The 13,521-nt window shown below is 30.6% G+C and carries 14 protein-coding genes; 4 read left to right on the forward strand and 10 right to left on the reverse strand.

Going from position 1 to position 13,521, the window contains the following annotated elements; genetic code table 11:
* Positions 1–475: 475 nt before the first annotated feature.
* The 10 genes from WBG30_RS12755 to WBG30_RS12800 form a co-directional block, all read right to left on the reverse strand.
* Positions 476–1,363, reverse strand: coding sequence for a DMT family transporter (locus WBG30_RS12755; RefSeq protein WP_424505045.1), 888 nt, complete (start codon positions 1,361–1,363; stop codon positions 476–478).
* 31 nt (positions 1,364–1,394) lie between these two features.
* Entirely contained in the window at positions 1,395–2,288 is an 894-nt protein-coding gene (locus WBG30_RS12760; protein ID WP_424505046.1) for a divergent polysaccharide deacetylase family protein, read from the reverse strand.
* 321 nt (positions 2,289–2,609) lie between these two features.
* A complete protein-coding gene (gene cmk, locus WBG30_RS12765; protein ID WP_424505057.1) occupies positions 2,610–3,203 on the reverse strand; it encodes a (d)CMP kinase in 594 nt (197 codons plus the stop codon).
* Positions 3,204–3,349: 146 nt separating this feature from the next.
* Positions 3,350–3,883, reverse strand: a complete 534-nt coding sequence (hslV, locus tag WBG30_RS12770) for an ATP-dependent protease subunit HslV (protein WP_424505047.1) — start codon at positions 3,881–3,883, stop codon at positions 3,350–3,352.
* Positions 3,884–4,239: 356 nt separating this feature from the next.
* On the reverse strand, positions 4,240–5,112 hold the full coding sequence (locus tag WBG30_RS12775; protein ID WP_424505048.1) for a tyrosine-type recombinase/integrase: 873 nt from the start codon (positions 5,110–5,112) through the stop codon (positions 4,240–4,242).
* A gap of 317 nt (positions 5,113–5,429) precedes the next feature.
* Positions 5,430–6,752 carry a methylenetetrahydrofolate--tRNA-(uracil(54)-C(5))-methyltransferase (FADH(2)-oxidizing) TrmFO gene (gene trmFO / locus WBG30_RS12780; protein WP_424505049.1) on the reverse strand — a complete coding sequence of 441 codons (1,323 nt, stop codon included), beginning with the start codon at positions 6,750–6,752 and terminating at the stop codon, positions 5,430–5,432.
* 293 nt (positions 6,753–7,045) lie between these two features.
* Positions 7,046–7,954 (reverse strand): DUF1385 domain-containing protein, encoded by a 909-nt coding sequence (locus WBG30_RS12785; protein ID WP_424505050.1) that lies wholly within the window; start codon positions 7,952–7,954, stop codon positions 7,046–7,048.
* Between the two features lie 302 nt (positions 7,955–8,256).
* Complete coding sequence (locus WBG30_RS12790; RefSeq protein ID WP_424505051.1) at positions 8,257–9,408, reverse strand: SpoIIE family protein phosphatase; 1,152 nt, start codon at positions 9,406–9,408, stop codon at positions 8,257–8,259.
* Positions 9,408–11,114: a [Fe-Fe] hydrogenase large subunit C-terminal domain-containing protein gene (locus WBG30_RS12795; RefSeq protein ID WP_424505052.1), complete on the reverse strand. Its 1,707-nt coding sequence runs from the start codon at positions 11,112–11,114 to the stop codon at positions 9,408–9,410. Before WBG30_RS12795 ends, WBG30_RS12790 begins: the two co-directional genes overlap by 1 nt.
* A complete protein-coding gene (locus WBG30_RS12800; protein WP_424505053.1) occupies positions 11,111–11,359 on the reverse strand; it encodes a (2Fe-2S) ferredoxin domain-containing protein in 249 nt (82 codons plus the stop codon). The genes WBG30_RS12795 and WBG30_RS12800 overlap by 4 nt, the downstream gene beginning before the upstream one ends.
* 415 nt (positions 11,360–11,774) lie before the next feature.
* On the opposite strand from WBG30_RS12800, the gene rplU reads away from it, so the two are divergent.
* From rplU to WBG30_RS12820, 4 genes are all read left to right on the forward strand, one after another.
* Entirely contained in the window at positions 11,775–12,086 is a 312-nt protein-coding gene (gene rplU / locus WBG30_RS12805; protein ID WP_028855439.1) for a 50S ribosomal protein L21, read from the forward strand.
* Positions 12,086–12,475 carry a ribosomal-processing cysteine protease Prp gene (locus WBG30_RS12810; protein ID WP_424505054.1) on the forward strand — a complete coding sequence of 130 codons (390 nt, stop codon included), beginning with the start codon at positions 12,086–12,088 and terminating at the stop codon, positions 12,473–12,475. Before rplU ends, WBG30_RS12810 begins: the two co-directional genes overlap by 1 nt.
* Positions 12,475–12,768 (forward strand): 50S ribosomal protein L27, encoded by a 294-nt coding sequence (rpmA, locus tag WBG30_RS12815; RefSeq protein WP_424505055.1) that lies wholly within the window; start codon positions 12,475–12,477, stop codon positions 12,766–12,768. Before WBG30_RS12810 ends, rpmA begins: the two co-directional genes overlap by 1 nt.
* A gap of 243 nt (positions 12,769–13,011) precedes the next feature.
* Positions 13,012–13,374, forward strand: coding sequence for an endonuclease domain-containing protein (locus tag WBG30_RS12820; RefSeq protein ID WP_424505056.1), 363 nt, complete (start codon positions 13,012–13,014; stop codon positions 13,372–13,374).
* Positions 13,375–13,521: the final 147 nt, after the last annotated feature.

Genomic DNA, 13,521 nt, shown 5'->3' on the forward strand with positions numbered 1-13,521 from the left:
TCTTTTTTTTACAAATTTTCTTAATTTATTAGAAAATATCATTCCTATTCCTAAAGGAATATATAATATTGTTCGTATCAAATTATATAAAATTTTTCTCATCCCCTATCGCCTATGGCGAAATTTATAATTTCAAACCTTTTTTCCCCACCAATCTATACAGACTTTATCGTACGGGTAATTCATGAATTACCCCTCCATGAATCAATTTCAAATTCTTTTTGTCGCAGATTACGCAGACTTACTCAGATTTTTTAAACCAAACCTTTACACTAAGCTCACGAATAAATAATTAGAGAATACACTAAAAAATTTGTAACACAGAGGTTCACCGAGAATATAAACTAGAGATTCACTGAGCTTTCTCTGAGCAACTCTTCTTTTTTCCTCTGTGCATCTCTGTGCCCAATTGTTTTTCTTTTTTCTTTTTTCTTTGTGTTCATTAGTGTAATTCGTGACTAGTTTTTTTCTTTTTTTATAATTTCTCTATTTTAAACTTTTTTTTATAATTCCCCTTTATACTAACCAATACTATCCCTATAAATATTAAACTTCCTCCCAATACTATAGCAATACTAAATGGTTCTCCTAAAAATAAAATTCCACATATACTTGCTATAAATATTCTACTAGAAGATATCAAACTACCCTCTAGAGCCTTCACATACTTAAATCCATTGGTTACAGTATATTGTCCTAGATAAGAAAACACACCCATTCCCAATAAAAGTAACCATTCTCTATGTGTTGGCATCTTAAATTGATATCCAAAAGGAATCAAGGTCATAACCACTCCTATACTCATAAGGTAGAATAATATTGTATTAGAATTATCAGTTATCCTGGCTTTTTTTAGGGCAATTATACCTATCGCTGCTATAAACCCCATAAATAATCCCAATCCATCTACCCAGCTTACCACTCCTAAAGCCATTCCAGATATTAAAAATATACCGAGAAAAGCTATAGCTACCCCTATAATATTTTTTAATGTCCATCTTTCATCTTTTAATAAAAGGGGCCCAAATATTGTCACAAATATAGGATAGGTCAAATTATATATATTTGCCTTGGTTGTAGTGGAATATTCTATCACCACAAAAAAAAATAATATTGCCAATGCCGTAAAAAAACCTCTAGCCAATACTGCTACTTTATTTACCATCTTAATTTTATATCCTGTTTTCATAAAACCTATATTTACTATTATAAACCCAATTAAAAATCTAAAAAATGTTACCTCTGTACTGGGTATCCTACCATCCTTTGTTATCAACTTTACAAATAAAGTCATTATGTAAAAAAACATTGTAGAAGCAAACACCATAGTATACCCTTTTAAGCTACTCTCTCTCTTTTTCATTTCTCCTCCAATTACACTTTTGTTACTTTTTCTATTCCAATACTTCACTAATCGGCACTAATTCTACGCCTTCGTCTTCTATATAATCCAACATCTCATATATAGCTGCTGCCGTTTCTTTTCTATAATGACCGATCACCAAAACTTTTTTTCTTTCTTTAGCTAATCTTACAGACACCTTTATAGCTTCCATGATATCTTCTTTTTTATGAGTATTATCTATGAAATAAGATGTATAATATGTAGGAATGTCTAATTCTTTTGCTATCTTATATCCCTCTTTTTTACTATTAGTATTAGAGTCTATAAAAAACATATCTTTTTTCTTTGCATAAGAAAGAAGTACTTTCATTTTTTCTAAATTATTAGTAAATCTAGACCCCATATGATTATTAAAACCCCTCACTACTCCTAAATTTTCTATTGCTTTATCAAATTTATCATAAATTTCTTTTTCTGTCATAGACGACTTTATTAGCCCTTTGGTTCTTCTATTCAAAATTTCATTAGATCCTTCCATAGGCATATGCAATATAACTTCAAATCCCGCATCTTTTAATATCTTAGTTGCTTGGTTAGTCTTAGGCAAATATGGTATAGTGGCAAAACTCAAATTCCTATCTATTTTCTTAAAATAAGTTGTATTCTTTGTATTCATCCCTACATCATCTATTAATATAGCTAGTTTAGGAGGAGTAAAATAATTTATTTCTAAAATCAATTTTTTAATCCCCTTAGAGTCACTATAGACGATTTCTTTTTGTTCATTTTTTAATATTTCTTTTATCTGTAAATTCTCATTTGCTAAATCTAAATTTACTCCTTTTTTTAGGTCAAATGTATATTTGATCCCATCTCTCTCAGCAGGTTTACCACTTATGATTGAATAATCATTTACAGTCTTTATTATTTTTTCTATAGCCATATTTTCTTGTAATTTTATCTGTTTTTCATATTTATTACCACTATGCCATTTAAATATAAGAGCTATTATCAGAATAGATATTACTCCTATTCCATATATAATTTTTTTACGTATCCTACTCCCCTCCTTACCATCTAATTACATTTATAAAACCTTTTATTTGAGCTCGACTAAATTCTGACTTTAAACCATAGCACGCGGGTATCTTCGATACACACAGAAAATTCTCTGATATCCACTGAGGTTTCTCTGGGCAACTCTCTTTTTTTCCTCTGTGTATCTCCGTGTCCAATTGGTTTACTTTTTTCTTTTAATTTTCAATTATTTCCTCTCTCCTACCATCTCTGATATAGCTCCTACTACTTCTTCTATATTCATAAAACTTGTGTCTATCTCTATAGCATCTTCCGCTTTTTTTAATGGACTTTCTTTTCTATTAGAATCAAATTCATCCCGTCTGATGATCTCACTTAAAACATCTTCAAATTTTTCATTAATTCCTTTATTTTTAAAATCTAGCACTCTTCTCTTGGCTCTTTCCTCTGGAGATGCCACTAAAAATATTTTAAGATCTGCATTTATAAATACTACAGTTCCAATATCTCTTCCATCTAAGATAACATCTTTCCCTTTTGATATTTCCCTTTGAAGATCTACTAATTTTACCCTTACTTCCCTTATAGCGGCCACTTTAGATACTATGGCAGTGACTTCTGGAGTTCTTATGTCTAAACTTACATCTACCCCGTCTACATAAAACATTCCATTTTTCATATCAATTTTTACTTTATTTAATAAATTTACTACCTCTTCTATATTATCTAGATCTACTCCATCTCTTATAGATGTAAAAGCTATCATCCTATACATAGCTCCTGTATCTAAATAAGTTAATCTATATTTTTCTGCTACCATCTTTGATATTGTACTCTTTCCAGAACCTGCCGGCCCATCTACTGCTACTATAAAACTCACTTTCTCACTCCCTTATTTTTCTTTGCCACTAATTTACACTAATCAAAAGAATTATAGATTATGCTAAATGACACTAACTACATTAATTAATATAATTTTTCCATACTTATATTTGTATTAGTATAGATACATATTTCTCCTGCTATTTGGAGACTTTCACAGACTATTTCATGAGGCTCTAATTCTGTATGCCTTTTCAATGCTTTTGCTGCTGAATATGCATATATTCCTCCAGAACCAATAGCTGCAATGTCATCATCTGTTTCCAAAACATCTCCTGTCCCTGATAAAACTAATAAATTATTTTTATCTGCTACTATTAACATGGCATCTAGCTCACGTAAAGCCTTATCTGATCTCCATTCTTTAGCTAATTCTACCGAGGCTTTTTTTAGGTTCCCACCATATTCATCTAGTTTATTTTCAAATTTATCAAATAATGCAAAGGCATCTGCTGCTGCTCCTGCAAATCCTGCTAATATAGAACCATTATAAAACTTTCTTATTTTTTTAGCTTTATTCTTAAATACGGTATCTCCGAAAGTCACCTGTCCGTCTCCAGCAATGGCTACTTTATCTCCATTTTTTACCGCTAATATCGTAGTTGCTCTAAATTTCAATTCTATACCTCCTTCCAAAATATTTTTTTATTTTAACCTTTTCATTACTAAGCAAAGAGAGAAAGAGGTTCATAAAGATTTTCTTTTGACTTTAAATTTCGAAGTTTATAGTCGTTACACTTCGGCAGTAATGTTTCTACAATGACGATTGTGAATTACTCATTAAGACAATTATAAACCTTCTTGACTTTCTTTGGTTCTGTTTCTTGTGTTAATCACATTTAAAATTAGATTTACTTATATCTAATTTTGATACTCGTGAATCGAAATGAACCCAGTTAAGGGCGGAACCCTTAGAATCTTCTTTTTCTTAATTAAAATTGAGTTTTCATATTCATTATTTGAATTCATAAATACTAATTATTAACTCCCCTTCGAACTACTATCATATGCTCCTCATATACCCTTGTACTTTCTGGGCTAGTATGTCCCATAAGCTCCTGTAAAAAATGAACATTCATTCCTTTTTCCAAAAGGTATATTCCAAAAGTATGCCTAAATGTATGGGGGCTTATCTCTTTTTCTAGCATTGCTTTTTTAGCATATCTGTCAATTATTCTACGAAGTGATCTATCACTTAATCTTGTTCCACTTCCATTTACAAAAATAATATCAGGATTATACTTTTCACCATATTTTTCCTTTTTTGCAACTAAATAATCTTTTAAATATTTCTCTGCTGTCTGACTAAAAAATACAGTCCGACTACTACTTCCAACTATTTTTATCTCTCGTTCTTCCAAATCTACTATATTTTCTCCTAATGAAAGAAGTTCTCCTGCTCTAATTCCACTAGAATACAAAAGTTCTATTATAAGTCTATCTCTAATCCCATTAGTTTTAGTAATATCAATCACCAATCTTAGTTTTTCTAATTCATCTCTTTTCAAAAGAATTGGAAATTTATTTATAAAAGATGGGTTATTCAAAAGTATTATGGGGTTTTTATCTATCACTTTGTTTTCCTTTAGATATTTAAAAAAAGTTCTCAAGGTAGATAATTTTCTACTTATAGATCTTTTACTTATATTAAAGGTTCCTAGATAAAGAATAAAACCTCTCAAATTTAACTCTTCTACCTCATTTATATTTTCAAGAAGTTCATGTCCCACAATAAATTCTATAAACTGTTCTAAATCTTTTTTATAGGATTTTATGGTATTTTCACTTTTTTGTTGTCCAAATTGTTCATAGTATATAAATTCTTTTATTAGTTTTTCCAAAATCACAACACACCCCCCACTTTTTGATATTTTACTTAATTATATCCATAAAACATAGATAAAATAAACACTTTATCGTACGGGTAATTCACGAATTACCCCTCTATAAACTTAATATTATTTTTGTCACTAATTACACGAAGAATACACTTTACTGCTACAGCACAGGAGCTTTTTTTTGACACAGATTTCTATCGATCAAAATTCTAATCTACACAGATTAGAAACCCTATCAACGCAGAGGCTCAGAGATCACTGAGGTTCACTGTGTTTTCTCCGTCTACTCCTGATTTAGGAGAGAATAGAAGGAAAAGTGAGGTCTTTTAATATTTTATTTCTTTTATTTTTTCTTCCATATACTCTACCGATCTTTCTCCTAAGGCTGTATTTCTATCCCTTTTATCTCTTACTCTTGGTCCCTCTAACGCTCTTACAATACCAAAATTTGGTCCCATAGGTTGGAATTCTTTTTTCCCTTCCTCTGTAATATAGTCAATTATCGCTCCTGTAGAAGTAATATCTTCTAGTACAAACTCCTCTTCTCCTAACATATGGTGGTATAAGTTTATAGCTGACATCATCCCTGTTGCCATGGCTGTTACATACCCTTCTCCTCCTGTTATTTGTCCTGCAAAGAAGATTTTTTCATTAGTTTTTAAATTTAAACCTTTATTTAATAATTTTGTAGAATCTATAAATGTATTTCTATGCATGACACCATATCTTATGAAATCAGCATTTTCTAATCCTGGAATCATTTGAAATACTCTTTTTTGTTCTCCCCACTTTAAGTTAGTTTGAAATCCTACCAAATTATATAATTTTCCATCTTTATCATCTTGTCTCAATTGAACTACTGCATAATCTTTTATTGCTTTATGTGGATTTGTTAATCCCTTTGGTTTTAATGGTCCAAATAATAATGTTTTTTCCCCTCTACTAGCCATTTTTTCCACTGGCATACATGCTTCAAAAACCTTTTCTTCCTCAAAAGTTTTAAGTGGTGATCTTTCCGCATTTATTAATTCATGGTAAAAATCCTCATATTCTTCTACAGTCATCCCACAGTTTATATATTCTCCATCTCCCTTATCATATCTAGATTGGTAATAAACCTTATCTTGATCTATTGATTCCAAAGTTACTATAGGAGCTACTGCGTCATAAAAATAAAGATTTGTTCCACCTGTTAATTTTAAAATTTCATTGGTTATTCCAGGCGATGATAGAGGTCCACTGGCTATGATCACATATCTATCCTTGGGAATTCCCACTAACTCTTCTCTGATTATCTCTATATTTTCTTCTGCTTCTAATCTCGCTGTTATCATCTCTGCAAATTCTTCACGGCCTACTGCCAATGCTTGCCCTGCTGGAACACGAGTTTTATCAGCTATTTCTATTAACAATGATCCCATCATTCTTAGCTCTTCTTTCATTAATCCTGAAGCTACTGATAATAAATTTGATCCTAATGAATTACTACAAACTAACTCTCCAAATTTATCTCCAGTATGGACTTCTGTATTTTTTACTGGTCTCATCTCATATAACTTTACCTTTACTCCTCTTTTAGCCAATTGATATGCTGCTTCACTTCCTGCTAACCCAGCTCCTATTACTATTACTTCTTCTATCTTTGTCATATTATATTCCAGCTCCTTATCATAACCCATCCTTTTTATAGTTATTCTTAAAAAAAGAATAACTATAACTCAAATATTATCGCAATAGTTTGCTCTTTGATAACATTTAAAATTCATTTTTTATTACTATAAATTTTAATATTAGTTAACCAAATAAACGACAACAAAGAAAGAGTTTTGATTTATTTTTTTACTCTTCATTATACTAAGTTTATCGGACTTTTAAAAGTTTTTTCTATATATATTACAAAAAAAGAAATTGCCACTACAGCAACCTCCTCCTCTATAAATTATTATTCAAAAACTTCTGTTGCGTTCTCTACTTCCATCCCTAAAGCTATCCTCAAAGCTACCATACTTACTTCTAATTGCTCTAAATCTGGTTCTTTAGTTGTTATTTTTTGGAGACTAAGCCCCGGTACTGCTATCATCTTATACATTGGGTTATCCAAGTGTTTACTACTGTACTTTTGAAATTCATAGGCCAGTCCTGCTACCAATGGCAGAAATACAATCCTCAAGACAGCTTTCAATCCAACTTTAATCCACATATTATCAGGTTGCGGTATAATAAAATCAAGACTCGAAAATACAATTATACTTATTAGCATTACTATAAGCAAGAAACTCGTCCCACATCTAGGATGTAGTGTCGTATATTTTACCGCACTTTCCTTTACTAATTCCTCATCATTTTCAAAAGCGTAGATACATTTGTGTTCCGCTCCATGATATTCAAAGACTCTTTTTATTTCTTTAGAAAAAGATATAGCCTTTATATATACAAGAAAAAATAATATTCTAAGTATCCCTTCAAAAATATTGGAATTCATTCTATTATCTTTAAACATAAAACTACTCAAAATTGAAGGTAAAACCATAAACAGTCCCACTCCTAAAGCTAAAGCCACCACTACAGTCATCATCAATTCTTTATCTCCTAATTTTTCTTCCTCTTCCCCTGCTTCATTGGCAGAAAATGATAGTTCTTTAGTTCCCATAATCAAAGTTTCAAACAGGATAGTTCCTCCCCTTATAAATGGAATCTTAGTTAAAAAATTCATAGATGGTTTTAATTTTGTTGTTTTATAAACTATTTCTCCTGTGGGTCTTCTTACTGCTGTAGCTAACGCTTCGGGTCCTTTCATCATGACACCTTCTATTACAGCCTGTCCACCTACCGAAATTTCTTTTCTATCCATAATTATGTATTCCTCCTGATTCGCATTAAATATACTTTATTATACAGGCAATTCATGAACTACCCCTTAAACTTTTTGACACAGATTTTCTCATTCTTTTAAAACTTTTCAACACAGAGATTCACAGAGAATTAAATAAGAGTTTCACTGAGTTTTCTTTCTTCTTAGTGTCTCTCCGTGTATCGTTGTCTGAGCGCAGTCGAAAACAGACATCCGCGTTCCATTTTTTTTCTTAGTAACACATTTAAATTTAAGTTTTCTAATAGATTTAATTTTATCATGAAAGAAGGTTTTTTTCAATTTTATAGATATTCTAAAGTAACTGATTTTCCAAAGTCTTTTAAGATTGCCTCTAGCTCGATGACAACTTTTAATTTAATATTAAAATCAATTGGAAAATCTGGGTTCTGATGAGCAGGATTTACAGCAGTCCCTGCCACTATTTTTATATGACTAGCATCAAATAACAGTAATCTTCCTAAAACTCCTGCCCCATCATTACTAGTTATTTCTTTTCCACCATATATATATTCTTTTATATATTCCACAGTTTTATTCAGTGTCAACAATCCTTCTGTTACTAAACCTACTCCTCTCATATAACCTACTGGGGGCAGATTACTTTCATATCCTTCTAAATCAATTTTAATCTCTTCATTCCAAGCTTTAGATATTATATTAGCAGTAGTCCCTCCACTGAGCACTACAATTCCTTTGGATTCTCCTACCATTTTTATAAAATTTTCATCATCTTCTATCTTTTTAGGAGGTCCTGTAAATAAATTTAAATATTTTACAGGTTGAAATTTAATCGATAAAACTGTTGTATCATCTCCCGGTTTATCATTATAAAGAGTTTTACAGACATCTAACAAACTATTCGTTATATCAGTTGCATATTTTTGCCGAGATATATCTCTTAAAAAATCATTTATATTCTCCCACTGCCAACCTAAATTAAGATATTCACCTACTCCAGCATGAACTGCCCCATCACTTACAACAGTCAATAAATCATCTGGAAAAAATTTAAAATGACTCTCAAAAATTGTTTTTCCCTTTATAATTCTTTCTCTTCTATCTATAGGCATATCACATCCATCTCTATAAAAAAATGTAGGAGGGTTTTCATATTCCACCATATAACAATCACCGTTATTATTTAATTTTATAATTGTAAATGTAGAATACGCAAGTTTTCTCACCTTACACTCTGGAAGGGTATTTATTATTGTCTCCAAAGTTTCCTCAATACTAGACCCCTCTTTTAACATTGTGATCGCTATTTTTGAGGTCAAAGTAGCTAATATGTTCGCCTTAACTCCACTTCCTAGTCCATCAGAAAGAACCAAAAGACAACCATCTTCTGTTTTCACAGATTCTACTTTATCTCCACATAATTCCTCACCAAATTTATTTATACTTTTATATGAAGCATCAATATAATATTCCATTAAAGACTCTCCTCTTTATTAAATACATCTTTTAATTTATTAAAAGCTACTTTAGATTCTGCCGTAGTTTCCCCCAATAAACTAGCAATTTCTTGAGCTATCCTCATTTGTTTTTCTACCACTGTCTGAGTTATCTCAAAAGTTTTTTCTTTCAAAGTTCTAATTTCCTCTTTTCTTAATTCATCACTAGTTATGTCAGTTAATAAAATTATGATTCCTTCTCTAGGATTCATAGATATAATACTCACCCTCATATACAACGTTCCATCTAAAAATGATTGTTTTTTCCAAATAATATTTTCCCCATCTAAAGATACTTTTTCTAATTTTTCCTTTGATATAAACTCTTCTATAGATCTTTTCCGTACTTCATTAGGAGTAATCCCAAAATATCTACTAAAAGCCACATTACTTTCTATTATATCGTATTCATTGTTTAATATAAGGATCCCATTAGGTGAATTTTCAAATATTTCATTGGTTACCTTATCAGCACATTTTTTCATGTAGTGAATACACATTTCTTTATGTGACATCCCCCTATATATAGATATAGCTTTTTCACGACAAGTCTCATATCCACATCCACCACAATTTAATATATCTTCTTTGGTATACTTTTCTAAAGTCCTCAAAATTTCTGTGATTTCCTTCTCACTAGGCATCTTTTCTTCCATTTTTTTATCATCAAAGCTTGCACTAAAATCTATATCACATATACGAAGGGTTTTTCTTCCCTCTTTATCAATTTCGTTTAAATATTTTTTTAAAGTTTGTACTCTAGAAAAAGTAGTAGACGAAGCATTTGACCCCCCTGGACCTCCAAGACAACTTCGTTTACACACACTTACTTCTACACAAGTTCCTGTTATAGTTCCTTTAGATAATTCATCAAAAAGCTCAATACATTCATCTAATCCATCCACTCTTAATTGAGTCAATCCTTTTTCTTCAATACTCTCTTTGATCCCTTCTAAAATCCCTCCGACTACAGGATAACTACTACCAAAATTACTACCAAATTTATCTACTTCACATGAGTTTTCATTTTGATAATCTATTCCCTCAGTATCTAACCACTCTGATACCTCATCAAAGGTTAAAACTGCATCTATCGCTCCCACATGTTTTTCTGATAATGATTCACATTTTTTAGCTATACAAGGTCCTAAAAAAACAGTTTTTTCCTTTGGATGCTCTTCTTTTAATAAATATCCATGAGATATCATAGGTGATGTAAAAGGCATTAGATACGGTATTAATGTAGGATAATATTTTTCTATTAGAAGAACTACAGATGGACAACAAGTAGTTATATAGATTCCTTGATCACTAGTCAATATATATTTTTCATATAATCTCGAGGTAATGTCCGCTCCTACTGCTGTCTCCTCTATTAGATTAAATCCTAATTTTTTTAATCCCCATATAAAATTATCTGATTTTTCATAAAATCCTCTAAAAGATGGAGCTATGGAAATATTTACTTTTTCATCGCTACTAATCATTTTTTTCACAAATTCAAGATCAGAATGAACATTTCTAGCATTCTGAGGACAGCTAGAAAAACAATGCCCACAGACAATACATTTATCCGAAACTATATGAGCTTGATCATCTTCAATTTTTATAGCTTTTACTCTACATGTTCTCACACATTTATAGCAATTACTACAATTAGCCTCTGAAAAATTCATTATATTCATAATATTCTCTCCTTGATTATATCTTTAAATTTTTCTTCTACATTCTCCCTAGAGAAAGAATAGAGTTTTTCTTCTCCTTCTATAACAGCAGAAACACCATCTGTGCAATTATTCAAACAAAAACAAGCCTTTAATTCCACTAATTTTTCTAATCCCTCATTTTCTATAATTCCAGTAATTATTTTTATAACATCATAAGAACCCTTTATATGACAGGCACTCCCTATACAAACTTTTAAAATCATCTTCCCCCCCTGACAGATCTCTCTACCCATAAATCATTAAAAATTTTGATTACAAATTATATATATCGCTAATTATAATTTTTCCTGTTTTTTCACCATTAAACACTAAATTTTAAATTATCTATTAATTATAATATACCATATTATGGTAGTTTTTTCACAATTTTAAAGCCCGATCTTTCTCTCCTAATCACTTTATTTTTCTAAAAAATTTCATAACATCTAGAACTTCTATTTCAAACTTTTTAATAGATTTTTTTTAATTATTTTCAAGTCATTAAAAGGCTTTTGACTTTGCTAATATATCAAAAATTCCATTGACATATTATGATAGATATGATATTATGTTCTAGTTACGCGTAGGTAGGGTTATCAGCAACCTGTGCCTGGCGACTAAATTTATGGAGGTGTTACAATGTACGCAATAATCAAAACCGGTGGAAAACAGTACAAAGTTGCAGAAGGTGAAATATTAAGAGTAGAGAAATTAAATGCTGAAGTTAACGAAACTGTCGAAATGACAGAAGTTTTATTAGTGTCTAACAACGGAGAAATGAAAGTAGGAACTCCTGTTGTAGAAAACGCAAAAGTGTTAGTAGAAGTATTATCACAAGGTAGAGCTAAAAAAGTTATTAACTTCAAATACAAACCTAAAAAGTCAACTCATAGAAGAAAAGGTCACAGACAATTATTCACTGAAATCAAAATTACTTCTATCCAAGGATAATGACAGAGATAACTCTCATTAGACATGGTGAAGAAATTGTAGAATTTTATGGATGGAATCATGCTGAATATGGCGAACACGGTAGTGATATCTTGTGTGCTGCAATCAGTGCGATTTTACAACAAGGAGCAGCTGGTATTCTAGAATATCTAAATATCCCTGCTACTTATTCAACTAATAATGAAACAGGATTTTTAAGGCTAGATCTTAAAACTCCAGATGAAGAAAAGTTGAAAAAATTGGATATGACTATTCATAGTTATAATCAAATTGTTTATAAAAACAAAAGGGAAATTAATGCAATCTTAGGAAGTATGGTAGTAATGCTAGACCAACTAAAGGAGCAATACCCCAAATATATGAAGATTTTCGAAGAGGAGGCTAATTAATGTTTAGAATTGAATTACAATTATTTGCTAAGAAAAAAGGACAAGGTTCTGTAAAGAACGGAAGAGACTCTAACCCTAATTACTTAGGTGTTAAAAAATACGATGGTGAGAAAGTAGTAGCTGGAAACATCGTTGTTAGACAAAGAGGGAACAAATTCCATGCTGGAACTGACATGGGGCAAGGTAAAGATCATACTTTATTTGCTTTAGTTGATGGATATGTTAAATTTGAAAGATTAGGTAAAACTAGAAAGCAAGTTTCTATCTACTCTGAAAGAAAAAGTTTAGTATAAGCTTTTCAAATAAATCCCAGCATTTAGCTGGGATTTATTTATTATATGAAGGGTTTTATACAGAACTCTTCCCCTTTTAGCGGTTACTCTTTAAAAAAGAGCAACCTATAGTATAAGTGGATGTTTTATTTCCATATATTACAGTTACTCTTTATCACATTTAAAATTTAATCTATTGTTAGAATCAATTTTAATATTCGTGAATCGAGAAACCTATAGTATTAATATATTAGAGGTGCTTTTATGAAAATTTTAAATAAAAAATCAACTAAAATAAAAAGAAAACTATTAAGAAAAACTTCTACCAAAACTGAAAATATCTTATGGCAATTTTTGAGAGCCAAACGATTTAAAGGATTTAAATTTTTTAGACAATATGGAATAGGTGAATATATCGTCGATTTTTATTGTCCAAAATTGAAGTTAGTTATTGAGTTAGATGGAAAAATTCATTTTGACAAACCCCATAAAAAATATGATAAAATCAGAGATGAATTCATGCAAAACCTTAATATTTTAGTTATTAGATTTAAAAATGAAGAAGTTATAGGCGATATTAAAATAGTTTTTAAAAAACTAGAAATTATAATTTCTAGTAAAAAATAGTAGATATTAACTATAGTTTACTCTTTTGTAAAGAGCAAACGACAACAAGGAATGAGTTTGAATAGGAGGGAATTATTTATGTTTATAGATGAGGCGATAATAACCGTCAGGGCCGGTAAAGGTGGAGATGGTGCAGCAACATTCAGA

Origin of the sequence: Psychrilyobacter sp. (genome assembly GCF_049671765.1) — a bacterium.
GTDB lineage: Bacteria > Fusobacteriota > Fusobacteriia > Fusobacteriales > Fusobacteriaceae > Psychrilyobacter.

Coding starts and splice junctions, on each gene's coding strand:
- WBG30_RS12795 (WP_424505052.1), bottom strand. CDS start 11,114: ATGAATATAATGAATTTTTCAGAGGCTAATTGTAGTAATTGCTATAAA.
- WBG30_RS12820 (WP_424505056.1), top strand. CDS start 13,012: ATGAAAATTTTAAATAAAAAATCAACTAAAATAAAAAGAAAACTATTA.
- rpmA (WP_424505055.1), top strand. CDS start 12,475: ATGTTTAGAATTGAATTACAATTATTTGCTAAGAAAAAAGGACAAGGT.
- WBG30_RS12810 (WP_424505054.1), top strand. CDS start 12,086: ATGACAGAGATAACTCTCATTAGACATGGTGAAGAAATTGTAGAATTT.
- rplU (WP_028855439.1), top strand. CDS start 11,775: ATGTACGCAATAATCAAAACCGGTGGAAAACAGTACAAAGTTGCAGAA.
- WBG30_RS12760 (WP_424505046.1), bottom strand. CDS start 2,288: ATGGCTATAGAAAAAATAATAAAGACTGTAAATGATTATTCAATCATA.
- WBG30_RS12755 (WP_424505045.1), bottom strand. CDS start 1,363: ATGAAAAAGAGAGAGAGTAGCTTAAAAGGGTATACTATGGTGTTTGCT.
- trmFO (WP_424505049.1), bottom strand. CDS start 6,752: ATGACAAAGATAGAAGAAGTAATAGTAATAGGAGCTGGGTTAGCAGGA.
- cmk (WP_424505057.1), bottom strand. CDS start 3,203: ATGGTAGCAGAAAAATATAGATTAACTTATTTAGATACAGGAGCTATG.
- WBG30_RS12790 (WP_424505051.1), bottom strand. CDS start 9,408: ATGGAATATTATATTGATGCTTCATATAAAAGTATAAATAAATTTGGT.
- WBG30_RS12785 (WP_424505050.1), bottom strand. CDS start 7,954: ATGGATAGAAAAGAAATTTCGGTAGGTGGACAGGCTGTAATAGAAGGT.
- WBG30_RS12800 (WP_424505053.1), bottom strand. CDS start 11,359: ATGATTTTAAAAGTTTGTATAGGGAGTGCCTGTCATATAAAGGGTTCT.